This window comes from Chiayiivirga flava, from assembly GCF_014202825.1.
In the GTDB taxonomy this organism is placed as follows: Bacteria; Pseudomonadota; Gammaproteobacteria; order Xanthomonadales; family Xanthomonadaceae; genus Chiayiivirga; species Chiayiivirga flava.
This window is the reverse complement of record NZ_JACHHP010000002.1, coordinates 878,735-905,157: the sequence shown is the minus strand read 5'-3', so window position 1 is coordinate 905,157 and position 26,423 is coordinate 878,735. Positions and strand designations below refer to the sequence as shown.

At 66.2% G+C, this 26,423-nt stretch carries 17 protein-coding genes; 6 read left to right on the top strand and 11 right to left on the bottom strand.

Annotation, left to right across the window (positions count from 1 at the left end; translation table 11 throughout):
- Positions 1-110: 110 nt before the first annotated feature.
- From dsr1 to HNQ52_RS08215, 3 genes are all read right to left on the bottom strand, one after another.
- A complete protein-coding gene (gene dsr1 / locus HNQ52_RS08225) occupies positions 111-3,938 on the bottom strand; it encodes an anti-phage defense-associated sirtuin Dsr1 (protein ID WP_183960618.1) in 3,828 nt (1,275 codons plus the stop codon).
- Between the two features lie 200 nt (positions 3,939-4,138).
- A complete protein-coding gene (locus HNQ52_RS08220) occupies positions 4,139-4,672 on the bottom strand; it encodes a hypothetical protein (protein WP_183960617.1) in 534 nt (177 codons plus the stop codon).
- A 293-nt stretch (positions 4,673-4,965) separates the two neighbouring features.
- Entirely contained in the window at positions 4,966-6,000 is a 1,035-nt protein-coding gene (locus HNQ52_RS08215) for a hypothetical protein (protein ID WP_183960616.1), read from the bottom strand.
- A 332-nt stretch (positions 6,001-6,332) separates the two neighbouring features.
- On the opposite strand from HNQ52_RS08215, the gene creD reads away from it, so the two are divergent.
- The gene (gene creD / locus HNQ52_RS08210; RefSeq protein WP_183960615.1) at positions 6,333-7,673 is read left to right on the top strand and encodes a cell envelope integrity protein CreD; all 1,341 of its coding nucleotides are present in this window, start codon (positions 6,333-6,335) and stop codon (positions 7,671-7,673) included.
- A 666-nt stretch (positions 7,674-8,339) separates the two neighbouring features.
- Here the strand turns inward: creD and HNQ52_RS08205 are convergent.
- Genes HNQ52_RS08205 through HNQ52_RS08195 form a run of 3 tightly spaced genes read right to left on the bottom strand, consistent with a single transcriptional unit; the run spans position 8,340 to position 11,794 of the window.
- The gene (locus HNQ52_RS08205; protein WP_183960614.1) at positions 8,340-9,044 is read right to left on the bottom strand and encodes a hypothetical protein; all 705 of its coding nucleotides are present in this window, start codon (positions 9,042-9,044) and stop codon (positions 8,340-8,342) included.
- A 10-nt stretch (positions 9,045-9,054) separates the two neighbouring features.
- A complete protein-coding gene (locus HNQ52_RS08200; RefSeq protein ID WP_183960613.1) occupies positions 9,055-11,325 on the bottom strand; it encodes a xanthine dehydrogenase family protein molybdopterin-binding subunit in 2,271 nt (756 codons plus the stop codon).
- A 10-nt stretch (positions 11,326-11,335) separates the two neighbouring features.
- Complete coding sequence (locus HNQ52_RS08195; RefSeq protein WP_183960612.1) at positions 11,336-11,794, bottom strand: (2Fe-2S)-binding protein; 459 nt, start codon at positions 11,792-11,794, stop codon at positions 11,336-11,338.
- A 295-nt stretch (positions 11,795-12,089) separates the two neighbouring features.
- On the opposite strand from HNQ52_RS08195, the gene HNQ52_RS08190 reads away from it, so the two are divergent.
- The 3 genes from HNQ52_RS08190 (at position 12,090) to HNQ52_RS08180 (ending at position 14,166) form a co-directional block, all read left to right on the top strand.
- Positions 12,090-12,962, top strand: coding sequence for a hypothetical protein (locus tag HNQ52_RS08190; protein WP_183960611.1), 873 nt, complete (start codon positions 12,090-12,092; stop codon positions 12,960-12,962).
- 69 nt (positions 12,963-13,031) lie between these two features.
- Positions 13,032-13,571 carry a COG4315 family predicted lipoprotein gene (locus HNQ52_RS08185; protein ID WP_183960610.1) on the top strand — a complete coding sequence of 180 codons (540 nt, stop codon included), beginning with the start codon at positions 13,032-13,034 and terminating at the stop codon, positions 13,569-13,571.
- A gap of 100 nt (positions 13,572-13,671) precedes the next feature.
- A complete protein-coding gene (locus HNQ52_RS08180; RefSeq protein ID WP_183960609.1) occupies positions 13,672-14,166 on the top strand; it encodes a group I truncated hemoglobin in 495 nt (164 codons plus the stop codon).
- A 334-nt stretch (positions 14,167-14,500) separates the two neighbouring features.
- Here the strand turns inward: HNQ52_RS08180 and HNQ52_RS08175 are convergent, their stop codons facing one another.
- The 4 genes from HNQ52_RS08175 to HNQ52_RS08160 form a co-directional block, all read right to left on the bottom strand.
- Entirely contained in the window at positions 14,501-15,940 is a 1,440-nt protein-coding gene (locus HNQ52_RS08175; protein ID WP_183960608.1) for an efflux transporter outer membrane subunit, read from the bottom strand.
- The gene (locus HNQ52_RS08170; protein WP_183960607.1) at positions 15,933-19,130 is read right to left on the bottom strand and encodes an efflux RND transporter permease subunit; all 3,198 of its coding nucleotides are present in this window, start codon (positions 19,128-19,130) and stop codon (positions 15,933-15,935) included. Before HNQ52_RS08170 ends, HNQ52_RS08175 begins: the two co-directional genes overlap by 8 nt.
- A 186-nt stretch (positions 19,131-19,316) precedes the next feature.
- Positions 19,317-20,525, bottom strand: coding sequence for an efflux RND transporter periplasmic adaptor subunit (locus tag HNQ52_RS08165; RefSeq protein WP_183960606.1), 1,209 nt, complete (start codon positions 20,523-20,525; stop codon positions 19,317-19,319).
- Positions 20,526-20,674: 149 nt separating this feature from the next.
- Positions 20,675-21,448 carry an SDR family NAD(P)-dependent oxidoreductase gene (locus tag HNQ52_RS08160; RefSeq protein ID WP_183960605.1) on the bottom strand — a complete coding sequence of 258 codons (774 nt, stop codon included), beginning with the start codon at positions 21,446-21,448 and terminating at the stop codon, positions 20,675-20,677.
- Between the two features lie 406 nt (positions 21,449-21,854).
- Between HNQ52_RS08160 and HNQ52_RS08155 the strand changes: the two genes are divergently transcribed.
- Positions 21,855-22,868 carry a LysR family transcriptional regulator gene (locus tag HNQ52_RS08155; protein WP_183960604.1) on the top strand — a complete coding sequence of 338 codons (1,014 nt, stop codon included), beginning with the start codon at positions 21,855-21,857 and terminating at the stop codon, positions 22,866-22,868.
- A gap of 112 nt (positions 22,869-22,980) precedes the next feature.
- Positions 22,981-24,411, top strand: a complete 1,431-nt coding sequence (locus HNQ52_RS08150) for a delta-60 repeat domain-containing protein (protein ID WP_183960603.1) — start codon at positions 22,981-22,983, stop codon at positions 24,409-24,411.
- A gap of 74 nt (positions 24,412-24,485) precedes the next feature.
- Here HNQ52_RS08150 and HNQ52_RS08145 read toward each other — a convergent pair whose 3' ends face one another.
- Complete coding sequence (locus HNQ52_RS08145; protein WP_183960602.1) at positions 24,486-26,423, bottom strand: choice-of-anchor X domain-containing protein; 1,938 nt, start codon at positions 26,421-26,423, stop codon at positions 24,486-24,488.

Here is a 26,423-nt window from a genome sequence, read left to right as displayed (position 1 = left end):
AGCAGGGAACGGGCTAACTCGCCGACGAGCGCCGACAGGCAAGTTGTTGCCTATTGAATCCGACGGCGAAATTGTAGCCTTGGTCTTGGACTCGTTTCCTCCCGTTTTCCTTACCCGCGCCGTCGCGCGTATTCGCGGAGCCGCAGGTAATGGGCATTCTGCGCAAGTTGTGGCGCGGCATGCACAATTTCGTCGAGGCATTGAGCCAACTCCTGCGGTGCCCACTGTCCGTCGTCAATCACGGCATTTAGCAGCAGTAATGCCTCAGCAGGGAAACGTCTGCACAAACCCGACTCGCACAACAGATGCACGACATAGTGCGGATGATCGATCGGCTGCAGCCAGTCCTGCACCGCAACCAAGGCCGTCGGAAATTCGCCTCGGGCAGCGATAACTAGCCGAGCCAAGGACTCGGCGATACGCGGGGTGGCCAGCTCGCGGGACTTCGGCCAGATTCTTTGCCAAAACGGTTGAACACGGTTCTTCCAATAGTCCTCACACTGATCGGCCGCACCTTCAAGCGCCTGCGAAAGAGTTTGCGCGGACTCCTCTAGGCCCTCTTGCGGAAGCGCGCCAATCGCAGATCGGAATTCCTCTACGGTGTATCCCTCGGTCGGGCCCAACGCTGCGTAGGTAAGGAAAGTGGCAAATTGCTGGCGATGCTCGCCAAGATCGGCATAGTGATTCGCACTATCCAGGAACTGCGACTTGAAGGCTGTCAGCAATGGCTGGTACAGGCGCGGCGACCAGAGAAAGCCTTCCCACACCGCTTTCGCTTCGAGGGAATTGCTCCAATCGAACAAGGGCAAAAGGTGCTGTTTGGTCCAAAGGCGATCTACGCGGAAAAATGCGATCAGTCGCGAACCCAGCAACACTCGGCTGTGGCGGAAGCGCTCTATCTGCACATCGCACAGTGCGGTAAAGATCGACTTGAGGTCTGCTGGAAGCAGGTCGTTGTCGTTCGGATCCTGCTTGAACCACAGGTTGATCAGTGCCTGCGTGACATGCCCGATGGGATGGTTGATCGCCGAGCCGACAGGGTCATAGGTCTCGACTCCGTGTCGGACACGGCGGAAACCTGAGCCGGCTGCCATCGGCAGCGCCAGCACACGGCGGCACAGGTTCACGAGGATGCCCTCGTGCCGGCTAATGGACTTCGAGGCTGTCTCCATCCACCACGTGACAGCGTGGTCGATCTGCTGAATTACGGCATCGGGCAGTGTCTGCACAAGTGGTGCGGCGTATCGCCATGAGCGCAGCACCATGCCTTCTTCAGCCCAGGCCTGCAGAGCTTCGCGCCATCGACCGACGGGCCACACGTTATTCTGCGCGAGATCGCAGAGGGCAAAAAAACTGTGAAAAAAGCGCGAATGACAAACCTCACGCCAAGTGTCTTCGTGGAAGGGCCGCCGTTCTGGCATCGGCTTTTTGAGCCATTGCACCAGTTCCCTTCGCTTGCGGGGCGCAATGTCGACATCTCGGCTGTCCTCGAAGCCCGGGTCACCGGTGCCGCTCATCCAGTGCGAGAACTCGTCACGCTCATTGCTCGCCAACTGCCATTGTGGATAGGCAGTGGATATTTCCGCCAAGCGTGCCGCCGCAGGCGCACCCAAAACGAGGCCAGATTTATTGAGTTTGGCCAGATGCAGCCAGACAGCACGGTCCACCAGTCCTTGCCAGCGATCTACCTCCAAATCGTCCCGGTACATCTCGCGCGGAGGTCCCGCCAAGATGGCTGCTTCCAGATGCTCCTGTGCAGCCCCTCCCAGATGGTGCCCCTGCAGAACGAGGAGCCTGAACACCTCCCGTCTGGTATCGGTAGACCACAGCCACCTCGCACCGTCCGCTAGCAACCAATCCACCCACTGTTCGGGCGGGATGCAATCGTCGTGGCTCGCGGCAAACAGGGCCAAGCGTTTGAAGGAAGGGTATGGCAATTCGAACCAACCCTGGGCGACGCGTGTGGCTTGTGCGCTGCCATTCGCGCGAACAGCCAACCAGGCGTCGCGCACCAATTCGATCAGGCTCACCCAGTCGCGGAAACCTCGGTTCTGCCAGTGCGGCGTAATGGATGGCAGATCCCAATGCGAGCGGTCGCTACGTTCGTCGGCCTCGCCTAACTCGCGCAGCAGGTCCAGTGCGTCGCGCAGCAGTTGCTGGAAATCTTCCAGCAGGTGCGGCAAAGCAGACTTCCATGGATCATCAGTAAGATCACGCAGGGTCGAATGCACGTGATCGGCGTCCAGCACCAGCTCCCAGTCCACCAATTGCTTGATCCGCTGGGGCTCGTCCGTGCTCGCTTCATCGTCGCCCCAGCGAAACGGTTTCTTCAAAGCCACCTTGGGCGCGAGCAACTCGCGCAACTCCAGGCGAAGTATTGTGGTCAAGCCCTCACGTTTAAGACGACCGTGCCAGCGATACAGATCCGGATCGCGCCACGGGGATTTCACCCGTCCGCTGAGCAGTAGCCGCCACAAGACGCGCATCAGCGGGCTTGGAATGGCCTTGGGAGCCTGCGAGCGGATTTCATTCAGCTCGGCAGCCTTGCCGTCTCGCTCCAGTGAAGCCAGGCGATCCAGTTCGTGCTCGATCAGCCACGGCCAACGATCGTGCAACAAGCCGCCGTGCTGCGCGATCCAGATGACCAGCCTCGGATCGTCCAGGTGGCGCGCCAGCCAGCGGGCCAGATGGAACATCACGTCATCCCACTGGCTGCCGGTGATGCCCCCAGAAACCAGCAGCATCGGCGGCGCGCGGTCATAGGGCGCGGGGCGGCTAATCAGGCTGAAGCGCAGCTTGGCGTCTTCTTCTTCGTGAGGGGGAACGCGAAAGCGCGGCAGATCACAGTACTGAAAACGCTCCTCCGAGAATGCGTCCAGCAGCCAGTCCAGCGGTGGGACTGGATTGGCATCTGCAAAGCGTTTTGCTGGCAACCCCGATTTATCCGACAAGGCCCACAGCATCCGGCCGACGAAGTCGTCCTGCTGCGTGCTGTCTTGTGGTCGGGTCAGGGCATGTTTGACCACGATGGCTTCTTTTCCCTGCACGCCATCGCGGTAGGTGTCGGCCCAGGCGTGCAGAGTCTGGTGCAGCGCCGAGTGGTCGTGGCTGCCAGCCGCTACGCTGTAGAGGATGGGAACGACACCCTTGGCCTCCCACTCGATGGTTTTCCGGCGCTCTTGCCCCGGCTCGCAATCACCCAATGCCCACGCCTGCGGCGTAACTTCACCCAGCATCCGGTCAGCGGCCAGCGCGTCCATCATGTAACGCAATACCGGGTCGTTGATGCTGTAGCCCACAAAACAGACCACATAGTGACGGAACAACTCGCTCACGAAGCGCGCCGCCCATCGCTCAGTCAGGTAGGCCAAGCCGAAATCCCCGCTGGTGACCACCAGCCGGTTCAGGGCCGCGTCGTCTGTTTTCTCGGGCAGCAGGCCATGCAGATAGACCAGCCCGTCCCAGCGGCTGCTCTTTGGAATCGGCAACATCGGGGCCGCATAGACTTGAAACGCTTGGCCGGTTCGTTTGGCAGCTACGTGAAAGACGCGGTCGAAGTTGGTGGTGATCAGGCGCAGCGCACCCGCCCGGCAGCGCGCCAGGCGCAACAGAGCCGCATGTGTATCGGTGGCACCCTTACGACGCAGCTTTGGCTTTAGCGCCTCTGCAAACTTGCGACGAACAGCCAAGCGTTGCCCTGGGAAACGCCTTTCGAGCAGATCAAGTGTGGCGTCGAACTGCCCGCGCTCAAACGCCTCTCGCTCGATATCAGAAAATCCTGTGCCGTTCAGCTGATAAATTTGCTCCACTAGCCCCTTGAAATCTGGCAGGCCTGCGGGATATGAAACACCCGCGCCACAGAAAAAAACCACACGGCCCTCCTCGTGCGCTTGCAAGAGCGCATCCGGAATATCAGGGCCGTGCGTGATGAACTGCATTTCGGGGTCACTCCTAGTCCGAACGTTTGTGTATGCGAAACCCTCACATCTCGACGGGTCAAACACCTAATTGAGGAAAAGGGTCAGATCCAGTTAACCCGCAAGTGGATTTGATCGGACTTGACCTCGTTCCGCCGTTATCGGCGGGCGGGTTGCCGCTTATTGCAGCAGGCGGCGAAATGGTGAACCTTTCAATTCTGTCACAGCTGTTTTGGCTTAGGGTCTGGCTTGACATCACCGAAGTCGCTTATCCCAGTACCCAGCCCACGAAGCTTGGCGGACAATTCAGCGTCATCAACACTCCAAATTGTTCCATCAGCGAGGCGCGCGTGACGAACATAAGCAATTGATGTAAAAACCTCCTCATCACCATATGACAACGTACCATCCTTACCGATCTCCCCAACGGCAAGCGGACGCCAGTTTGCGCTGTCAACGCCGGTAACCGTCCATTTTGTGCCGATCTGCCGCCGATTGAATGGGTCGTACTTCAAAATTACGATCTCGAACGCAACTATCGGTTGTTCGCCAACATTCTTCCAAGAGAGATTCTGCAAAAAACGTGTCGATCGATCCGAATAGCGATTCGCGAACGAAAATTCGGACAGCTCGACAAAAGGGCACGTATTCAAGACAAGGGCTTTGCGATCTGGAAAATTACTATCTGCGAACGAGATGTTACACGCCGAAAGCAATACCACGAAGATGATTGAGCGAAACAGAAAGCTCTTCATATCGACTCCTTGAGATGAAAATTTAGCGACTACTGGACGCCGCCGCGACCGTCCGCATCACTGGCACGTAGCTCTATCGCCTAGACAAGAGAAGACGGCACAGAGGTCAGACTCATTCGCTGAGTCTGGAGCAGCGAATCAGCCGCCTCCTTCGATCGAAACCTACCCCAAGCCCGGCTCCCAATCGTTTGAATAAAAACTTGACGAGATCCCAGTTTCTATCAGACCTCAGCTTCTGGGTCTACAAAGCATGAGAATACAAGGAAGTCCTTCCGAGCGGCCCGGTTAAGCATCTAGTTAGATTGCTTCGCCGCAGCAACAACAGATCGCGATGCGAGCTCGATTACGGACCGCGGCGAAGAACCCTCTCCATCGCTCCCTTGCTGAGTGTATCCAGTTGGCTGGGGAGAGAAGATGCAGCTCGCTGCATGAACCATCACTGCGTCGCGCGCTCCGCTGTCAGCCGCACCCTCGACGAGTGCGCGATGGGTCACTAGCGCGTTCTGCCGGTGCTTGTTCACGACTGAATTGTGCTTGTGACTCATGAAGTTACGCGCCGACAGGATCAGCATGTACGTAATGACAAAGAAGACAAGAATCTTGCTAATCGCAAGCTGGATCGTGTCGTAGATTGTATCCGGGCGCAGGATTGGGATGCGATGGATAAACAACGACGCCACGGCGAATACGCCGAGAAGCCAAGCGATACGCACCGTGCGCTTCCTCCACTCTTCCGCGTTGTTTTCATGGGTCTCACTTTCCGCACGGAAGTGAGCCGCCTGCTGGGTGACTCCTTCTTCAGCCGCCACCTTGCGGATCTCGTCGAGGACACGACGGGCTTCCGCCTCGTGCTTCTCCATCGCTTCTGAAAAGGCCGTAGACCGGTCCTCAACTGACTGAAGCGTTGCTCGAGCCGCTGCATCAAGACGTTGAAAATCGGCCGCCCGATGGAGCGAATACGCGATGTAGGGATGAAGACCTTGGAATGTGCCCGGATATGCGCCTATCAGCTGGCTGACAATCTGTTGCCGTTGCTGCTTAGGGTTGCCACTCTCGGGGCTGAAGTCAACAATTTGTTGGAAGAGGTTGAAGACGTTGTTCGCGTGGTTCTTAATGTCGCTGAGAACTACGTCGGGGAAATCCTGAAGTGCTTCAACCGAAAGTCGACGAAACAGATCCACAAGTCTCTGCGCAGGGTCGATCGCTTCCCCGAAATGTAACTGCGCGCCTAGGTCATCAGTTCGCCTCAGCGTCTCGGTTTGAAACGACTGAACGCGAGCGAGAGAATCTTTTGCTTCTTGGTAAGTCTCATCGGTTCCAACAATCATGCAATAAACCCTCAAAGCAATCTAACGCGTGCACAGTCCGCGCATGACGCAGCCGCAAGGCCGAGGAAAAACATTCTCATCCGACATCTGCCATCGGAACAGCCCCCACAAATTGGTGTAGCGCCAGTGTATTCCCCAGCACGGCCTCCAATTGAATCGTTGCATTCGTTCGGGCGCGGCGCAAGCAGCGCCGCGCCCGTGTGACACCTTTCAACAAATCGGCTGCGGAATCAGCGCCACCTCGCTTCACACGCGGCGCACAATGCCTTCGTTGTGCCTTCGCCTTAGCGGCTGACACTCCCCCCACCGCACCCACGCGGCCAAGGAGTGCCATGAACCGTTCCCTGTTGTTGAAGATGCTCGCGATCGCCGGTCTGACGGTGGTGTTGCTGGTGCCGTTGATGTTGATCAACGGGGTGATTTCGGAGCGGACGTATTACCGCAACGAGGCGGTGACGCGGATCGCGGAGAGTTCGGCGGGGGAGCAGACGCTGTCCGGGGCGGTGGTGGTGGTGCCGTACGTGGATATCGTCGAGACCGTGGTGGAGGGCAAGAACGATGCGCCGGCGAAGGTGCGGCGCGAGCGCAGCGAGCACCAGTGGATCTTTTTCCCGGACAGTTATGCGGTGGACGGGCGGGTGAATCCGGCCACGCGCAAGCTCGGGTTGCACGAGGTGCGGGTGTACGAGCTGGAGGCGACGCTGCAGGCCGCGTTCACGCTGGCGATTCCGGCGACGCCGGCGAGCGTGACGGAGCGGCAGGTGGGCGTGCCGCGGTTGAGTTTCGGGATCAGTGATGTGCGCGGGTTGGTCGGTACGCCGCGGTTGCGCGTGGATGGCGCGGAGACGGTGTTGGAGCAGGGCAGCGGCATGGCCGACGGGCGCGGCGTGCATGCGGACCTGTCGGCCGTGGGCGCGGGCGTGACGCGCAAGGTGGCGGTGACGGCGGATCTGGTGGTGGCGGGCACGGAGCGGTTGAGCCTGGCGCCGATCGGGACGAGCAACCGGATTTCGCTGGCGTCGCCGTGGCCGCATCCGTTGTTTGCGGGGCGGTTTTTGCCGCGCAGTCGCGAGGTGCGGAGCAACGGGTTCGATGCGGCGTGGGAGGTGTCGGCGCTGGCGGCGGCGACGCAGCGGCAGTTCCTGGAAGGGGCGTCGCTGGAGTCGCTGGATGGGTTGTCGTTGACGTTGGTGGAGCCGGTGAATGTGTATTCGCAGGCGGATCGGGCGAGCAAGTACGGGGTGTTGTTCGTGTTGTTGACGTTTACGGCGTTTTTTCTGTTCGAGTTGATCAAGCAGTTGCGGATTCATCCGGTGCAGTATTTGTTGGTGGGGTTGGCGTTGGCGATTTTCTTTCTGTTGTTGTTGAGCCTGTCGGAGCACATTGCGTTTGTATGGGCGTATCTCGTGGCGGCGGGGGCGTGTATCGGGTTGTTGGGGTTCTATCTGTCGTTTGTGTTGCGGAGCAAGGCGCGTGGGATCGGGTTTGCTGCGGGGCTGACGCTGCTTTATGGCGCGCTGTATGGGTTGTTGGTGTCTGAGGACAATGCGTTGGTGATGGGGTCGTTGTTGTTGTTTGCGGTGCTGGCGTCGGTGATGGTGGTGACGCGGAGGATCGATTGGTATCAGGGGATGCCGGTGCGGGGTGTGGAGGGTGTGGGGCGGGATGGTTGAGTGGATGGCTTGACTGGTGTGCGGCTTGAAGCCCCTCTCCCGTCGGGAGAGGGGTTGGGGTGAGGGTTCGGGGGAGTGTCGAGGTTGGAAGCTTGCCTCGAATTTTGCAGGCGTACTGCGTGTTGTTGTGTACAGACAGGCAGTACGTTGATGGCTGCATCGAAGCGTTGAACGATTCGCTTCGGCCGGACCCTCATCCGGCGCTGCCGCGCCACCTTCTCCCGGAGGGAGAAGGGCTGCAGGCGCTGCCGCGGGTTGCAGTGCTTGGTGTGGTCGCGCGGCGTAATTGTTTTGCACGTACGTGAAGCCCCTCTCCCCGTGGGAGAGGGGTTGGGGAGAGGGTTCGGGGGAGTATCGAGACTGGAGGCTTGCCTCGATTTTTCCGAGCGTATTAGGTGCTGGTGAGTTGGGATGACGTAATACGTGTGTGGCTGGTGCGGAGCGTTGAACGCTTCGCTTCGGCCGAACACTCTTCCGGCGCTGCCGGTTCGGCCGGCGGTAGCCGCCTCACCCTTCTCCCACGGGGAGAAGGGCAGCAGGCGGTGTCGCGGATTGATGTGCGCGGTGCGATCGGGTTCGGCTTGAGCCTTGCACCCGATCGCGCAGCATCACGTCACGCGTGACGGTCTTCTGCGCGATGCTCCGACCTCACGTCGCGCGAACGCCTCACGCCTTCGGACACGGCGCTCCCGCATCCAGCCACTTCTCCACCGCCGCCGCGGTTTCATCCTGCGTCAGCGGCGGCACGGAGCGGTTGCCGCCCGGGGCCCAGCCCCATGCGACGAGCGGGTCCTCGGCGAAGTGGTGCAGCAGTTCCTTCGGCGATTTGCCGCCGTTGGTCTTCGGATCACGCAGGCGCAGGCAGATGTCGCGCGGGGTGACATCGACCCACACCATTTCCTTCGGCGCGAGGTGCCAGTTCGGGGCGCCGGGCGGTGCATTGGGGCCAGCGGCTTCGTGGGCGTTGGTGGTCTGGTGGCAGGTGCTGCATTGCAGGCCGGGGACGCCGAAGCCCTTGTCGCCGCCGTGCACGTTCTGCGCGTGCGGGCGGCTGTCGTCGTACTGGCGCGGGACGCCGTCGGCGACGTGGCAGTTCATGCAGCGCGGGTGCTGCACCACGGTGCGAATCGGTTCGAAGAGGTTGGCGTCGTCGGCCGCGGCGGTGGTCGGCAGCGGTGCGGCGCGCACGGTGCCGGACAGCAGCAGGAACAGGCCGGCGAGCAGCAACCATGCGACGGCGACGCGCGCCTGCCGTTGGTGCGCGCGCTGAAGTGCTTGCGGTCGACGTGCGTTCTGCATCTGTGTGGCAACACTCGCACTCGGCACAACCTGCGACGCACGCGCACGGTTCGATCGGATGGCATCGGTCATGGCGATCTCCTCAGGCGCGCAGGCTGGCGGGGTCGAGCGGCAGTTGCCGCACGCGGGTGCCGGTGGCATTGGCGATCGCGTTGACGAACGCGGGCGCGATCACCGCGGTGCCGGGTTCGCCGACGCCGGTGGGTTTTTCCTCCGACGGCACGATGAACACGTCGATTTTCGGCATCTCGTGGATGCGCAGCTGTTTGTAGTCGTGGAAGTTGCTCTGCTGCACGAGGCCGTCCTTGAACGTGATGGCGCCGTGCAGCGCGGCGGAGAGGCCGTAGCCGATGCCGCCTTCCATCTGGGCGCGGATCACGTCGGGATTGATCGCGATGCCGCAGTCCACCGCGCACACCACGCGGTCCACCTTCACGCTGCCGTCCTTGTGCACCGTCACTTCGGCCACCTGCGCGACATAGCTGCCGAAGGATTTGTGCACGGCGATGCCGCGGCCACGCCGTTCGCCGTCCTTGCCTTTCGCGAGCGGTTTGTCCCAGCCGGCCTTCTGCGCGACGAGGTCGAGCACGCCGCGTTCGCGCGGGTGTTTGTCCAGGCGCTCGCGACGGAATACGTACGGGTCCTTGCCGGCGGCGGCGGCGAGTTCGTCGACGAAGGCTTCCGCGGCGAAGCCCGTGTGCGTATGGCCGACGGAGCGCCACCACTGCGTGGTGACGGGGTTGTCGGCGATGTGCAGGTCGACGTGCAGCGCGGCCGCGTCGTACGGCAGGTCGCTGATGCCTTCGATCAGGCTTTCGTCGACGCCGTCCTTGATCATCATCGCTTCGAACGGCGAGCCCTTGGCGATGGACTGGCCGACGATGCGGTGCGTCCAGCCGACGATGTTGCCCTGCGCGTCGAGGCCGGCGCGGGCGACGTGCAGCGCGAGCGGGCGGTAGTAGCCGCCGGCGGTGTCGTCCTCGCGCGACCAGACGGTTTTCACCGGGACGTTGTGGCCGGCCTTGGCGGCGAGTTGCGCCACCTGCACGGCCTGCAGGATGTACTCGGATTTTGGATTCGCGCGACGGCCGAAGCTGCCGCCGGCGTAGAGCTGGTGGATCAGCACCTTGTCCGGCGTGGCGCCGAGTTGCGCGGCGACGGCGCCCTGGTCGGGTGTATGGAACTGTTCGCCGTTCCAGATTTCGCAGCCGCCGTTGGCCGTGAGCTGCACCACGCAGTTCAGCGGTTCCATCGAGGCGTGCGCGAGGTAGGGCACGCTGTATTCGGCGTCGACCGTTTTCGCCGCGCCCTCGATCGCCGCAGCCGCGTTGCCGCGCGAGACGGCGACGGCGCCGGGCGTGGCGGCGAGCTTGCGGTAGTCGGCGAGCAGGCTGTCGCTGCTGCCGCGCCAGGCACGGCTTTCGTCCCACTCGATCTTCAGCGCCTTGCGCGCCTTGAGCGCGGTCCACGTATCCTTCGCGAGCACGGCGACGCCGTCCTCGTAGGTCTTGTCCTTGCCCGGCACGGCGAACGCGGCGACGACGCCGGGGATCGCCCTGGCGGCGCTGTCGTCGAAGGACGCGACCTTGGCGCCGTAACGCGGCGCGCGCGCGATGACGGCGACGAGCATGCCGGGCAGGTGCACGTCCTGCGTGAACTGCGCGCTGCCATTGACCTTGGCGGCGCTGTCGCGGCGGCGGACGCTGTCCTTGCCGATCAGCACATACTGGTCCGGCGTCTTGAGCGTGGGGTTTTCGGGCACGGGCAGCTTCGCAGCCGCCTCGGCGAATTCGCCGAAGTGCGCGCTGCGGTTGCTGGCCTTGTGCGCGATCGTGCCGCTGGACACGGTGATGTCCTTCGCCGGCACCTGCCACTGCTCGGCCGCAGCAGCAACGAGCATGGCCCGTGCGGCCGCGCCGGCCATGCGCATCTGTTGCCACGCGCCGGCCATCGCGGTGCTGCCACCGGTGCCCTGCACGGCGCCTCCGAAGGCGAGGTTGCCGTACTTCGAGACATCCGCCGGTGCGCCTTCGACGCTGACGCGGCTCCAGTCCGCATCGAGTTCTTCGGCGATGAGCGTGGCAAGGCCGGTGAACGTGCCCTGCCCCATTTCGAGGTGCTTGGAGATCACGGTGACGCCGCCGTCGGCCGCGATGCGCAGGAAGGCGCTCGGCGGCACCTTGGGCATCGGCGGCGCGGCGGGGGCCTGCGCGAGCACATCGGCGGCGTCGCCCAGCAGCGGCGAGAGATAGATGCCGAGCGCGAGGCCGGCGCCGGCCTTCATGAAGCCGCGGCGGCTTTCGTTGACGAGCTGCACGGTGTGCAGCGGCAGGGTCTTGCGGTGCTTGGTCATGGCGGCGGCCTCAGGCGAGCGACGCGGCGGCGTCGTGGATCGCGGCGCGGATGCGCACGTAGGTGGCGCAGCGGCAGACGTTGCCGGCCATGGCGCGGTCGATGTCCTCGTCGGTGGGTTGCTTCACCACTTTCAGCAGGCCGACGGCGGACATGATCTGGCCAGACTGGCAGTAGCCGCACTGCACGACATCGAGCTTGCGCCACGCCTCTTGGACTGCCTTGCCGACGGCGTCGCCGTCGACGGCTTCGATGGTGGTGATTTGCTTGCCCGCGACGGCGGAAACAGGCAACACGCACGATCGCACCGCCTGGCCGTCGACGTGCACGGTGCAGGCGCCGCACGCCGCGATGCCGCAGCCGTACTTGGTGCCGGTGAGGTGTGCGGCGTCGCGCAACGCCCAGAGCAGCGGGGTGTCGTCGGGAACGTCGAGGGTGAGGGTCTTGCCGTTGACGTGCAGGGTGGTCATGCGCGGGCTCCCGTCTGCCGATGGGTCGTGGGTGCGTGCTGGTGTGTGCGGCCGTCCGGGCCGGTGCAGCGCTCCCCGCGCCTCGGTGGCTTGCGCGGGCGGTCCACTATAAACCTGCGGATTGTCCCGTTGTGCGTGTGTTGCACGATTCGTCGCCGATGAAGCGCGTGTCGACGCGCGGGCGTTCCGGCGGTGGGTGGGCGATGATGGGCACGCGGTTTGCTACGCCGTTCCGGATCGGTCACGCGCACCGCGCGTCGACCGTCCTTCCTGCCACACAGACCGGACGCCAACCATGCCGACCTCCCGCCGCAAGACTTCCGAAACCCATGCCTCCGTGCAGAAGTTCGCCGTGCGCATGGGCGAACGCCCGACGCTGGCCGATCGCCTGCTCGACCTCGTCGCGCGCATTCCCACGCCGCGCGAAAAAAAGGCCGACGATCCGGCGGTACGCGCCTCGCACATCGCACGTACCGCCGCCGCGAAATCCGCCGCCGCCGCGGGTGCGCTCGCGCTGCCGCCCGGTGCGCTCGGCTGGATCACGATCACGCCCGAGCTCTACGCCGTGTGGCGCCTGCAGGCGCAGATGGTGGCCGACATCGCCGGCGCCTACGGCAAGACGCACCTGCTCGGGCGCGAGCAGATGCTGTACTGCCTGTTCGGCCACACCGCGGCCGGCGCGTTCGAGGATCTGGTCGTGCGCGTCGGCGAACGCTGGCTGATCCGCCGCACACCGCTGTCGAGCCTGTACGCGGTGGGCAACAAGGTGGCGATGCTGATCGCGCAGCGCAGCGCCGGCCGCATGGTGACGCGCTGGGTGCCGGTGGTGGGCGCGCTGGGCGTGGCGGGGTTCGTCTACGTCGACACGGGCAAGGTCGCGGACACGGCGATGGAGCTGTTCGAGCACGACGTGGACGTGGAGGAGATCCTCGAAGCGGTGCCGGTGAAGACCACGCCGCGCACGCGAGTCCCGCAGAAAGCGGCGAAGGTGGCGCGCAAGGCGGCGCCGCGCGGCACCGCGGCGAACAAGAAGACGACGACGAAGGTCTCGAGCGGGCCGTCGAGCGGCACGGCGACGCCTGCCGCCAGGAAGGCCGCGAAGAAGCCCGCGGCGCGTGCGCCGCGCAAGGCCGTCTCGGCGGCGAAGTCGGCGCCGACCGCGTCCTGACCGACGGCCGTCGCGGACGGACCGCCGCTGCGCTAGGCTGGCCGCCACCGTCCCGCCGGAGCGTACGCCATGCCTGTCCGTGCCTCGTGGATCGCTGTTGCCGGGCTGCTGCTCGGCAGTGTCGCGTCATCGCCCGGTGCCGCGCAGGCGCAGGACTACGATCAGCCGTCGCAGCCGGTGAACCCCGATCCGCCCGCGGCCGCCGGCGACGCACCTGCCGTCGGCAAGATCTGGACAAGCACCGCCGAACCCGCCAGCGAAGACAATGCCGCGCGGCTGCGCGACGAACTCGCGGCGATGGGCGGCACCGCACCGGCGGTGATGCTCGGCGGCGTGCTGGTCAACCGCGAGGGCCGCACGCTGTACGTGTTCGACGCCGACAAGCGCGGCGCGAGCACCTGCTACCGCATGTGCGAAACCCTGTGGCCGCCGTTCCTCGCCGGCATCGACGACGAACCGCGCGACGGTTTCACCATCACCGAACGCATCGACGGCGGCAGGCAATGGGTGCACCGGAACCGTCCGCTTTACCTGTGGACACACGACAGCAAACCGGGCGACGTGACCGGCGACAAGGTCAACGGCGTGTGGCACGCGGTGCGGGAGTGATGCGGGGGTGCGTGGTTCGATGTTGCGGCTTGGGACGGGAAGGGTGTCGGTCGGTGTCAGCGATGATCGTCGGCGACGTCGCTTGATCGCGGCTGTGCGCATGTGCGTCGTGCCGATCGTTGCGCTGGCGCTGGTGCAGACGGCGGGTTCGGCCGAGCCTCGGGCCGACGGTGCGCATGGGGTCGTCGCTGCGTCGACAACGACGCAGGCCGCGGATCCGGCGCCTGCGCATCCGGAGCTGCGTGCGGTGTTCGAGGCGTTCGGCGGCAAGCCCGGCCTCGATGCGCTGATGGAGGATTTCATGGTGCTGCTGCTTGCGGACGAGCAGCTGAATCCGTTTTTCGCCTACGTCGACCAGGCGGCGGTGAAGAAACACCTCGCCGACCAGTTCTGCGTGATCCTCGGCGGCGACTGCACCTACACCGGCCGCGACATGCGCGAGGCGCATGCCTTGTTCGAGATCCGCGAGGCGGAGTTCAACCGGCTGGTGGAGCTGCTGCAGGCGGCGATGGAGCGGCGCGGGGTTCCGTTTGCGGCGCAGAATCGGTTGCTGGCGGTGCTGGCGCCGATGCAGCGGGATGTGGTGAACAAGTAGGCGGGCTGGTTGGTGCGATGGCGACTTGCCGGGGCTGTGCGAGCGTCGTGCGTCGAGTCACTCCCGGACCCTCTCCCCAACCCCTCTCCCACGGGGAGAGGGACTTGTCGCGGTTGGCGGTGCGTCTTCGCTCCTCGCCCTTCGCTTCTAGCCTTTCTCCCTTGAGGGGAGAAGGGTTGGGATGAGGGTGGCTCTTGCTCTGCTTGCCGCTTTCAATCGAAGGGCAGACGCAACTTGCCGGAATCGGGAAAACAGGACCGCCTTCGGTTCCCGCACCCTCACCCCAACCCCTCTCCCGGCGGGAGAGGGGCTTTGGGCGGAACCGGGCGCCGAGTCAGTCGCGCGTCGCGGCAACCATGGCCACCGGTTCCGCCACCTCGTTCGTCTCGCCCCAGCCGCCCAGCGCCTTGTACACGGCGACGACGCCGACGTTGACGCCGGCTTCGGCGAGTGCGAGCGCATCGTCCGCCGCAAGCTGCGTGCGCTGGGCGTCGAGCAGGGTCAGGAAATCCGACGTGCCTTCGCGGTAGCGGATCTCCGCAAGTTCCGTCGCGCGGCGTGCCGCGGCGACCTGTTCCTGCACGAGGCGCCACTGTGCCTGGCGGTTCGCGTAGGCAACGAGCGAATTCTCGGTGTCTTCCAGCGCGGCGAGCACGGTTCTCTCGTAGTTCGCCGCCACGCCGTCGGCATCCGCTTCCGCCGCACGCAGCCGCGCGCGCACGCTGCCGAGGTCGAACGCGGCCCACGAGACCGACGGCGTGACCGACCACGCCTTGCTTTCGCTGCGCACGAGGTCGCTCGCATCGCCGGCGAGAAAACCGATGAAGCCCTGCAGGCTGATGCGCGGGAACAGGTCGGCCGTCGCCACGCCGACGCGCGCCGTCGCCGCGGCGAGGCGACGCTCTGCTTGGCGTACGTCCGGGCGGCGCCGCAGCAGCTCGGTGCCGTCGCCGATCGGCAGCGCGCGCGCGAAGGTCGCGACGTCCGTCGGCGCGAGGTCCGCATCGAGCACACCCGGTCGCTCGCCCAGCAGCACCGCGAGGCGATGCCGCAGCACGGCGGCCTGGGTTTCGAGCGCCGGCACATTGGCTTCTACCGCCTTCACGCGCGCGAGGCTCGATTGCGTTTCGAGTTCCGTGCCGGCGCCGTACTCCCACAGTTGCTCGGTCAGCGTCTGTGTCTTGCGCAGGCTGTCGAGCGTGCTGCGCGCGACGTCGATGCGGCGCTGCACGCCGCGCAGTTCGAAGTAGTTGCGCGCCACTTCCGCGGCGAGGCTGACCTGCACGTCGGCGAGCGCGGCGCGTTCGGCATCGAGGTCGGCGCGCGCGGCTTCGGCGCCGCGCCGCAGGCGGCCGAACAGGTCGATTTCCCACGCGGCGTCGAAGCCGAGGCTGAGGCTTTCGGATTCGATGCGCTGCTCGCTCACGCCGGGCTGCGGCGCGATGCTGCGCGTGCCGCTGGCGCCCGCGGTGACGTGCGGCAGCGCATCGAGGCGGCGTTCGCCGAACACCGCACGCGCCGCGGCCACGCGCGAGGCGGCGATGCGCAGGTCCGGGCTCGCGTCGAGCGCGCGCGTGACGAGGCCGTCGAGCACGGGGTCGTCGAACTGCCGCCACCACGCCGCCACCGGCGACGCGCTGCTGAACGCAGCCACGTTGGCGGGCGTGCTGGCCTGCGACAGCGTCACCGGCGCGTCGATCGGCGCGCGGTAGTCGGGGCCGACCGCACAGGCCGCGAGCGCGGCCACGAGCGGCAACAGGATCAGGTTACGCATGGACGATGCCTCCATGGGATTCGGGCGTCTTCGGGGAATCGACCGCGGGCGTCGCGTCCGGCGATTGCCCGCGCGTCGCGAGCTTGCGCAGGGCGACGTAGAACACCGGCGTCAGCAGCAGGCCGAACAGCGTCACGCCGAGCATGCCGGCGAACACCGTGATGCCCATCGCGTGGCGCACTTCGGCGCCGGCGCCGCTCGCCAGCACCAGCGGGACGACACCCGCGATGAAGGCGATCGAGGTCATCACGATCGGGCGCAGGCGCAGGCGGCAGGCTTCGAGCGCGGCGTCGACGATGCTGCGGCCCTGCATCTCGAGCTCGCGCGCGAACTCCACGATCAGGATCGCGTTCTTGCACGCCAGGCCCATCAGCACCACGAGGCCGATCTGCACGAAGATGTTGTTGTCGCCGCCGGTGAGCCACACGCCGAACAGCGCCGAGAGCAGCGTCATCGGCACGATCAGGATCACCGCGATCGGCAGCGTCCAGCTCTCGTACAGCGCCGCCAGCACGAGGAAGGCGAGCAGCACCGCGAGCGGGAACACCACCAGCGCGGCCTTGCCCTGCGTCACCTGCTGGTACGAGAGATCGGTCCACTCGATCTGCATGCCCGGCGGCAGCACGGTCGGCGCGAGCGCACCGATGCCGGCCAGCGCTTCGGCCGACGACACGAGGCGCGGATCGGACTCGCCGATGATGTCGGCCGCGGGATAACCGTTGTAGCGGATCACGGGATCCGGTCCGTAGGTTTCGCGGATGTCGACCATGCTGCCGATCGGCACCATCTCGCCGCGGTCGTTGCGCGTGCGCAGGTTGGCGATGTCCTCGGCCTGGTCGCGGAACGAGGCTTCGCCCTGCGCGATCACGCGGAAGGTGCGGCCGAAGCGGGTGAAGTCGTTGACGTACGTGGACCCGAGGTAGGTCTGCAGCGTGCCGAACAGGTCGGTGAGCGCCACGCCCTGCGCCTTGGCCTTGGTGCGGTCGACCACGGCGTCGAGCTGCGGCACGTTGGCCTGGTACGAGCTGATCGGGAAGCCCATGCCCGGCGTCTGCGAGATCGCGCCCGAGATCGCCTGGCTCGCGCTCTGCAGCGCGCCGTAGCCCAAGCCCGCGCGGTCCTGCACGTAGAACGAGTAGCCCGAGCCCGCGCCGATGCCCATGATCGCCGGCGGCATGATCGCGAACGCCATGCCTTCCTCCAGCGCCGAGAACTTCATGTTGAGTTCGTTGGCGATCTCGGTGGCGCTGCGGGTGCGCTTGTCGAAGGGATCGAGGGTGAAGAACACCACGCCGCTGTTCGGGGTGTTGGTGAGCTGCAGCGCGTTGAGGCCGGGGAAGCCGACCGCGCCTTCGACGCCCTCGGTGGCGAGCGCGATCTCGGTGGCCTTGCGCGCGAGCGCTTCGGTGCGGTCGAGCGAGGCGCCTTCCGGCAGTTTCATCGCGCCGATCAGGTAGAGCTTGTCCTGCGTCGGGATGAAGCCGCCCGGTACGCCCTGGAACAGCAGCGCCGCGCCGCCGAGCAGCACGAGGTAGACCGCGAACACCGCGCCGCGGCGGCGCAGGCTGCGGCCGACAAAGCCCTGGTAGCCGTCCGAGCTCTTGTTGAAGAAGCGGTTGAACGGACGGAACAGCCAGCCGAAGCCGCGATCGATCAGGCGCGTCGGCAGGTCCTTCTTCGCGTCGTGCGATTTCAGCAGCACGGCGGCGAGCGCGGGCGACAGCGTCAGCGAGTTGATCGCGGAAATGACCGTCGAGATCGCGATGGTGACCGCGAACTGCTTGTAGAACTGGCCGGTGACGCCGGACAGGAACGCCATCGGCACGAACACCGCGCACAGCACCAGCGCGATCGCGATGATCGGGCCGGAGACTTCGCGCATCGCCTGGTGCGCGGCCGCGAGCGGGGCGAGGCCTTCCGAAATATTCCGCTCGACGTTCTCCACCACGACGATCGCGTCGTCCACCACGATGCCGATCGCGAGCACGAGGCCGAACAGCGTCAGGGTGTTGATCGAGAACCCCATCAGCAGCAGCACGGCGAAGGTGCCGACGATCGACACCGGCACCGCGAGCAGCGGGATGATCGACGCACGCCAGGTCTGCAGGAACAGGATCACCACCAGCACCACGAGCGCGACGGCTTCGAGCAGGGTGGTGATGACCGAGCTGATCGAGTCGCGCACGAAGATGGTCGGGTCGTAGACCACCGAGTATTCGACGCCGTCGGGGAAGCGCGTCGCGAGTTCGTCCATCTTGGCGCGGATCGCGTTCGACAGTTCGATGGCATTGGCGCCGGGCGATTCGAAGATCGGGATCGCGACGGCCTGGTCGTTGTCGAGCAGCGCGCGCAGCGAGTAGTCCGAGGCGCCGAGCTCGACGCGCGCGACGTCGCGCAGGTAGGTCACCTGGCCGCCGTCGCCGACCTTCAGCACGATGTCGCCGAACTGTTCCTCGGTGGTGAGGCGGCCCTGCGCGTTGATCGAGAGCAGGAAATCGCTCGGATCCGGCGTCGGCGGCGCGCCGAGCTGGCCGGCGGAGACCTGCACGTTCTGCTCGCGCACGGCGTTGACCACGTCGCTCGCGGTGAGGCCGCGCGCGGCCACCTTGTCGGGATCGAGCCACAGCCGCATCGCGTAGTCGCCGGCGCCGAACAGCAGCGCGTCGCCGACGCCCGGGATGCGCGCGAGTTCGTCGCGCACGTGCAGCACGGCGTAGTTGCGCAGGTAGAGCGCGTCGTACTGGCCGCTGGGCGAGCGCAGGTGCACCACGAGCGTGATCGAGGGCGACTGCTTGGTCGTGACGACACCCTGCCGGCGCACTTCCTCGGGCAGGCGTGCCTGCGCCTGCGCGACGCGGTTCTGCACCTTCACCTGCGCATCGTCCGGGTCGGTGCCGGGGCGGAAGGTGACGGTGAGCTGCAGCACGCCGTCGGAGCCCGCGACGGACTTCATGTACATCATGTTCTCGACGCCGGTGATGGCTTCCTCGAGCGGCGTCGCCACGGTGTCGGCGATTTCGCGCGGGTTGGCGCCGGGATAGACGGCGCGCACCTGCACGCTGGGCGGGACGACGTCGGGGTATTCGCTGACCGGCAGCAGCGGGATCGAGATCAGGCCGGCGACGAAGATGACGATGGAGAGGACGGCCGCGAAGATGGGGCGGTCGACGAAAAATCGTGAGAAGTCCATGGGTGTGACCTTCTTGTTCTGGTGTCGCGGGAATGTCGTTCGGGGCGTAGCGCGCTTCTTTGGAGCGAACGTCGCTGGGCCCCGGCTTGCGCCGGGGCGACGGTGTAGGAGGTTGTGGCTCCGTGCAGATGCGGCGGCGCGTGCCTGGCGGCGGCTAGGTCGTGTGCGTGTGCATGGCGTGCGCCGTCACTTCTGCTGCGGCGACAGCGCGGCGAGGTCGACCGACGGCGACGGCACGCCGTCGGTGGCCATCGCCACCGGCTGCGCGTCCACCGGCATGCCGGGGAAGAACACCTTCTGCACGCCGTTGACGATGACGCGATCGCCGGCGTTGAGTCCCTGCTCGACGATGCGCAGACCGTCGGCCACACGCCCGGGCACGATGTCGCGGCGCTGCGCGGTGTTGTTCTCGTCGAGCACGTAGACGTACTTGCGGTCCTGGTCGGTGAGCACGGCCTTGTCGTCGATCAGCACGGCGCGGAACTGGCCGCTGCCGAGCAGGCGCACGCGCGCGAACAGGCCGGGCGTGAACACGCGGTCGGTGTTGTCGAGCACGGCGCGGGCGCGGATGGTGCCGGTGTTGCGATCGACCTGGTTGTCGAGGAAGTCGACTTCACCCTTGTGCGGAAAGCCGTCCTCACCGACGAGGCCCACCTGCACCGGCAGGCGCGCGTCGCGCTCGCTCGGACGCTCGCCGTGGCGTGCCATCTCGGCGTAGCGCAGGAAGCTGCGTTCGTCGGTATCGAAGTGCACGTGCACCTTGTCGAGCGACACCAGCGTGGTGAGCACGTCCTCGCCGGTGACGAGATTGCCGGTGGTGATCAGCGCGCGGCCGGCGCGGCCGGCGATCGGCGCACGCACTTCGGTGAAGTCGAGATCGAGTTTTGCGGCATCCAGTGCGGCCTTCGCGGCCTGCACGTTGGCTTCGGCCTGCGCGGCGGCGGACTTGCGCTGGTCGAGCTGTTCGACCGAGATCGCCTGCAGTCCCGCGAGGCGTTCGGCACGCGCCGCTTCGCTCCGGCCGAGCGCGGCCTGGGTGCGGGCGCGCGCCAGTTCGGCCTGCGCCTGTGCGACGGCCGCCTTGTAGGTGCGCGGGTCGATGGTGAAGAGCACGTCGCCGGCCTTCACTTCCTGGCCTTCGGTGAAGTTCACCGATTCGATGTAGCCCGAGACGCGCGGACGCAACTCGACGTTCTGGATGGCCTCGATGCGGCCGCTGAAATCGTCCCACTGCGAGACGTCGCGCACCACGACCTCGGCCACGCTGACCTGCGGCGGCGGCGGCATCTGCGCGGCTTCGGGCGTGCAGCCGGCAAGGAAGGCGAGCGACATCGCGAGCACGGTCGCGGCAAGCAGCGGCGTGCGCGCAATGTTGCGACGACCGGCTTGCGCCATCTGCGCACCCTCGCCGTCGTCCCGGCGGACGCCGGGACCCAGCGACGCTGCTCGGGTCTGATTGGGCGCAGCGTCGATACCGGGCAACGCCACTGGGCCCCGGCCTGCGCCGGGGCGACGGTGGGAGGAGTTCGAAACGGTCGGAGCATTCATGACGAAAGCCTTTGCGGGTAGGAAGAAGAGGAGAAATCGCTGTAGAGGGTGGTGACCGGCGGTGGCGCGTGGTTCGCGCCGAAGTGCACCACCGGCCGCAGCGGCAGGCCGCCGCGCGCGAGCAGATCCACCGCCGTGCGGCCGACGGCGAGGGCCGTCGGCCATTCGGCGCAGGCGTGGCCCTCGTTCGCCGGGGTGCGCACCGGGTGGTCGACCGCGAGCATCTGAAGCCGCACGCCGACGCCGCGCGCTTCCGCGTGCAGCGCCTGCGCGAGCATCCGCTGCGCGGCGGCGGCGACGGACTCGTGCCCGTATCCGGCCCACGGCCGCTCCGAACACGGCGGCCCGATCAGCAGGTACTGCGCCGCCGGCTCGCGCCCCGCCAGCAGCGGCAACAGGTGCCGCGCCGCCGTCAGATGCGGCAGCAGGTTGTGTTCGAGCGTGCGGGCCAGCACGTCGGCCGGGCGATCGAGCAGGCGGCCGCGTTCCACCGGCCCGGCCAGGCTCGCGATCACCGCGCGCAGCGGCCGCTGCCGGCCGCGCAGCGTGGCGGCGAGCCACTGCGCTTCGTCCTCGCTGGCGACGGAGCCGGCCAGCACGTCGAGGCCCGGCTCGTCGGAAAAGTGCCCGGCGAGCTTCACCAGCTTGGCCGGATCGCGCCCGACGGCCAGCACCGGGCTGCCCGCCTCGAGCAGCGCACCGACGATGCCGGCGCCCACCTGCCCGGTGGCACCGAGCACCAGCACCTCCGGACGGACTGTCCCGTTCACGGGTTTATTTCTCCCGCGGACGGGACAATTGTCCCGCCGGTGGTCGTCGTGGGCGCCGCGGCGGGGGCGTCGGACGCGCCGCCGCCGCCTAGGCCGAATGTCTCGCGGAACGCGCGCACCACGGCGTCCGCCAGCGGATTTCCACGCGGCAGGTCGGGCGCGGACACGGTGTTTTCGACGCGTGGACGGGTGTTGCGACGGATGGGGAAAAGATCGGACGCCATGGGGAAGTTCGCGCTGTGGACCTGAGGTGCTGCAAGTTACGCCCCGAATCGGGACTTGATTAGTCGGCAAATGAGGGAATAATCATCCCGTCGGCGGGCCAATTGACCTGCCGAGCCTCCCGATGTCCCGACTTCCGCGGCGCAAGTTGTTGCACCGCATCATCTTTTTCGGACGACACGCCATGACCCACGATCTCAACGAGACCCTGATCTTCGTGAAGGTGGTCGAGCTCGGCAGCTTCATCGCCGCCGCCAATGCCCTCGGTCTGCCCAAGACCACCGTCAGCCGCAAGGTGCAGGAACTCGAACAGCGCCTCGGCGCGCAGCTGCTGCATCGAACGACGCGCCGCCTCGGCCTCACCGAAGCCGGCGCGGTCTACCACGAGCATTGCCAGCGCATCGCGCATGAGCTCGAGGAAGCCGAAAGCGCCGTCAGCCAGCTGCAGGGCGGCCCGCGCGGCTGGCTGCGCTTTACCGTGCCGTATTCGGTCGGCATCGCCTGGATTACGCCGCTGCTCGGCGACTTCCACGAACTGCACCCGGAAATCCGCATCGACATGGTGCTGACCGGCAGCGACAAGGTCGACCTCATCGGCGACGGCGCCGATCTCGCCCTGCATCTGGGCTCGCTGCCCGATTCCTCGCTCAGCGCGCGCAAGCTCGCCACCTTCCGCACCCAGGTGTTCGCGAGCCCGGAATACATCGCCGAACACGGCGAACCGCTGCATCCGACCGATCTGCAGCACCACAAGGTGCTGTCGGTGAGCACCCAACGCCACAACGGCCGCATGACCTGGGGCCTGTGCAACGGCACCGAATGCGGCGACTACCCGGTGGACCCGGTGTTCGTCGCCAACGACCCCTCGGTGCTGATGGGCGCGCTGGCCTGCGGCGGCGGCCTGATGCTCGCCAGCGACGTGACGATGAAGGCCCTGGTGCAGGGCGGCGCGGTGCGGCGCGTGCTGGCCGGCTGGGTCGGCGCGGACCTCGAACTCAACGCCGTCTTCCTCGGCGGCCGCATGCTGTCGCCGAAGGTCCGCGCCTTCGTCGACTTCCTCGTCGAGCGCCTGAACTTCGACCTCGACTTCATGATGGCCAAGTGCCCGGCGATGCTGGCCGAGCAGGCGCGCAAGAAGCTCGACGAAGTCGCCGCGCAGCAGCTGGGGCAGAAGATCCTGGAGGACGCGGTGTCTTAGTACGCACCGACGCTGCCGCCACCGGGTCATGCAGGCCGTGATCCCCGGCAACAGAATTCCGAGTACGCCTTGGGAACGCGGAGAGCGTTCCTAACGGCACACGGAATTCCACATGAATGCAACAGTTCGCCTCACCCTTTTGCTTGCCGCACTGATGGCCTCGCATCAGGCGCGCCCCGACGACACGCTACCCGATCCACTCTTCGGTGACGGCGGAACCGTCGCCATCGAGCCTTCGGGCAACGATGTCCCGCAGCTGCAGCCCATCGTGCTGCTGCAGGGGACGAACACGTACGTGATCAACCATGTCTTGCGCGACGATGTCTATTTGTCGCGGGTGAGTCGGCTTGACGCGTTCGGCAACCTCGATCCGAACTACGGAACCGGTGGCCACACCGAACTGACCGGCTTGGACGGCTTTTACGACAGCTACAGCTGGAGCAACGGCGTCGTCGACGCGCAGGGACGCCTGTACACGGTCGGGCAGGCCAGGATCGGCGCCAATGCCGACATGCTCGTCTGCCGCCTGCGCGCCGACGGACAGTTCGACGGCAACTGGGGTGGAAACACGACCGGATGCACGACCGTCGCATTCGACGCAATACCGGCGGGCCTCGACAGCGGCACGGTGCTCGCACTGCAGGCGAACGGACGCCTTCTTGTCGGCGGTCTGGTGAAGGTCGCGGGCGGCTACAGCATGGGGGTGGCGCGGCTCAACGCGGCAGGAGGGCTCGACCCGAGCTTCAACGGCAGCGGCAAGACCATCGTCGCTCATCCGAACTGGAAAACGCTGACCGCCGGTGGCATTGCCGAAGACAGCGAGCAACGTGTCGTCTTGGCGGGCACGGTAAACAACCCTATCGCCATCAACAACACGTGCGACGAGCAGTATTTCGTCTCGCGACTGCTGCCGGACGGAACGCAGGACGACGCGTTTCCGCCGACGGACCTGGGGTGGGACCTCCCCCCTCCCGTCCCCGACGACTGCCTCAAGATCAAGGACTTCATGGTCCTTGGTGGCCTTGCGGTGGATGCGGATGACTCCATCACGCTCATCGGCAATGCGCAGCTCGAAAACAATCTTTACGCGATCGCCGTTGCGAAGATAACGAAGGACCTAATGCTGGATCCGTCGTTCGGGGGCGGCGATGGCAAGATCAGCCGGTTGGCGTGCGACACCTGTGGGTCGAGCCGAGTGATCTCGGCGAGCGTGGCAGCCGACGGCAGGATCGTCGCCGTCGGACGCACCCATCTCGGTGGCGCGGAGGGGGACGATGTGTTCGTGACGCGGTTGCTGCCGGACGGCAACGACGACCCGGCATTCGCAGGCAGCGGTGCGCTGACGTTCGACTACGGTGCAGGTACGCCGAACGTCAACGACCTTGTCGGCGTTATCGCTGCCGGCGCCGGGCGGATCGTCTTTCCCGTCATCTCGGAAGACTCCGCCGTCGCGTCGGATGAACGGCTGCTGGTCACGGCGCTCGGTGATATCGAGGACGTTCCCGTCCTCGAGATAGCGGTGTTCGCCGACGGCTTCGAATAGCGATCTCCCGCGAGGCGCCTGCCGCCGCGCTCCCGGCCCATTGCATCGGCCGGGAGCGTTACGGGCTTGATCCGTCACCGCGCCGCGTTGGCACTCATCGTGGCGTTGCGGCCGCTGTCGTTGTACTGCGCCGGATCACGCATCCCCGCCGTGTGGCACTGGCCGGTGACGTGGCCGCGGTTGACGGCGCCGGGGAGCTGGCCGTTGACCTGTTCGGTGGTGCCGTCCTCGGGATCGCTGAGGACGAGGTCGGAGGCGATGTTGCAGTAGTCGTTGGTGTACCAGTTGGTGCTGCGGAAGGACGTGGTGTAGTAGTTCACCTTCGCGCGCGCCGAGGTCGGGATGCCGGCCAGCCATGACGAGGCGCCGCTGTAGGTCATGTTGCTGTTGGAGCCGCACGCCACGCCGAACCAGTTGCCGATGGTGGCGAGGATGCCGGACAGGTTGGTGCCCTTGTACGGCGTGCCGACGGACTGGATCAGGCGGCTGCCGGTGGCGTTGTCCAGGCCGCTCCAGTAGTACGTGTACAGATGCAGCGACGCCGCGCCGCCCTGGCTGTGCGCGACGGTGCCGAACGAATTCCACGTGGCGCCGAAATCGCGGATGCGGATCGCGAACTGGTCGTGGCTGCGGTTCTGGTTCACGTCGAGGAAGGTCGAGGACGTGGCGAACTGGCTTTGCGGCCAGACGCCGCCCGAGCAATAGCCGTGCACGAGAATCAGGCGCTTGCCGACGCCCTTGGCACTCTTCTCCGCAGTCGGGCGCGGGCCCATCGTCATCACCTCGTCGATGGCGATGTCCGCGGGCGCCGCCTTGGTGCGCAGCGCCGGCAGCTCGAGCGCGAGTTTTTCGGCCGACGCGACGGTGACGAAGTGATCGGCATCCTCGATGCGCAGGTTGCGCAGTTCGAACGGCGCGCGCGCGGCGGCCTTCGCGACCCAGCGTTCGTCGAAGCCGAGTTCGAGCGCGCCGTCGGCCGGCGTCACCATGCCGCCGAGCCACGCCACCGGAATTGCCTCGCCCTTCGCGTTCGTGCCCCACACCTCGCCGATCGCGCGGTAGTGCTGGCCGGCCTGTTTCGCCGTCACCGGCACGCGGATCGCCAGGCGCGTGTCGTCGGTGGCCGTGGCGGCGGCTTTGGACGCATCCAGCACGAGCGTGGTCTCGATCACCGGCAGCAGGTGTTCGGCGGTACGCACGAAACCCTGGCCGCGCAGATTGGTGCCACGGATCTCGACCTGCGCCAGGTGGCTGCCGGCGGCCTTGGCCGGGAAATCGCCGCCGAACAGGCCGTCGCTCGCGTCGCCGTCGCCGTGCCGACCGTCGTCGAACATCGGGTACGTGGTCTGGGCGCCATCGGGGGCGGTGACGCGCAGCACGGCGCTGTCGATGCGGCCGGCGGCCTTGCCCAGCAGCACGCTGTCGTCTTCGCGCGTGGCGGTGAGCAGCGCGGTGAGACCGATGCGTTCGCCGACGCGCTGGCGCTTGTGCGTCTGATACGAGGCAAGCTCGGTGGCGTCGTCGCCTTCGATCAGCACGAAGCCGTCGCGCGCACCGGCATTGCCGCGCAGCTTCAGCGTCCAGCTGCCGTTCTGCAGGCCGGCGAACTCGTATTGCGACGCCGGCACGCGGGCGTCATCGAGGCCGAAGTCGGTGCGAAGGGCGCGTTTGGCCAGGGACGCGGCCGGCATCACGCGGCCCGACGGCGCCACCAGGTCCACCTGCCAGCCGGCGTCGGCGCCCGAAAACGTGAGGAAACGCAGCGCGCCGTTCTCGACCGGCAGCGCGCCGCTCCAGCTGCGTTCGCCGGATTTGGACGTGGCGAAACGCACCGGCAGCAGCGCGCTCTTGGAATGGATGGTCGCCTCGACCGGATCGACGGCGCGCATCGCCGCGATTTCCGACGGCGGGCCGGACAACTGCTTGGCGACCGGCGCACCGGACTCCTTCGCGGACAACGGCGCAGCAAGCAGCGCCGACAACACACAGAGCGTGAGACGAGTACGGGTCAC

Coding starts and splice junctions, on each gene's coding strand:
- dsr1 (WP_183960618.1), bottom strand. CDS start 3,938: ATGCAGTTCATCACGCACGGCCCTGATATTCCGGATGCGCTCTTGCAA.
- HNQ52_RS08220 (WP_183960617.1), bottom strand. CDS start 4,672: ATGAAGAGCTTTCTGTTTCGCTCAATCATCTTCGTGGTATTGCTTTCG.
- HNQ52_RS08215 (WP_183960616.1), bottom strand. CDS start 6,000: ATGATTGTTGGAACCGATGAGACTTACCAAGAAGCAAAAGATTCTCTC.
- creD (WP_183960615.1), top strand. CDS start 6,333: ATGAACCGTTCCCTGTTGTTGAAGATGCTCGCGATCGCCGGTCTGACG.
- HNQ52_RS08205 (WP_183960614.1), bottom strand. CDS start 9,044: ATGACCGATGCCATCCGATCGAACCGTGCGCGTGCGTCGCAGGTTGTG.
- HNQ52_RS08200 (WP_183960613.1), bottom strand. CDS start 11,325: ATGACCAAGCACCGCAAGACCCTGCCGCTGCACACCGTGCAGCTCGTC.
- HNQ52_RS08195 (WP_183960612.1), bottom strand. CDS start 11,794: ATGACCACCCTGCACGTCAACGGCAAGACCCTCACCCTCGACGTTCCC.
- HNQ52_RS08190 (WP_183960611.1), top strand. CDS start 12,090: ATGCCGACCTCCCGCCGCAAGACTTCCGAAACCCATGCCTCCGTGCAG.
- HNQ52_RS08185 (WP_183960610.1), top strand. CDS start 13,032: ATGCCTGTCCGTGCCTCGTGGATCGCTGTTGCCGGGCTGCTGCTCGGC.
- HNQ52_RS08180 (WP_183960609.1), top strand. CDS start 13,672: ATGTGCGTCGTGCCGATCGTTGCGCTGGCGCTGGTGCAGACGGCGGGT.
- HNQ52_RS08175 (WP_183960608.1), bottom strand. CDS start 15,940: ATGCGTAACCTGATCCTGTTGCCGCTCGTGGCCGCGCTCGCGGCCTGT.
- HNQ52_RS08170 (WP_183960607.1), bottom strand. CDS start 19,130: ATGGACTTCTCACGATTTTTCGTCGACCGCCCCATCTTCGCGGCCGTC.
- HNQ52_RS08165 (WP_183960606.1), bottom strand. CDS start 20,525: ATGGCGCAAGCCGGTCGTCGCAACATTGCGCGCACGCCGCTGCTTGCC.
- HNQ52_RS08155 (WP_183960604.1), top strand. CDS start 21,855: ATGACCCACGATCTCAACGAGACCCTGATCTTCGTGAAGGTGGTCGAG.
- HNQ52_RS08150 (WP_183960603.1), top strand. CDS start 22,981: ATGAATGCAACAGTTCGCCTCACCCTTTTGCTTGCCGCACTGATGGCC.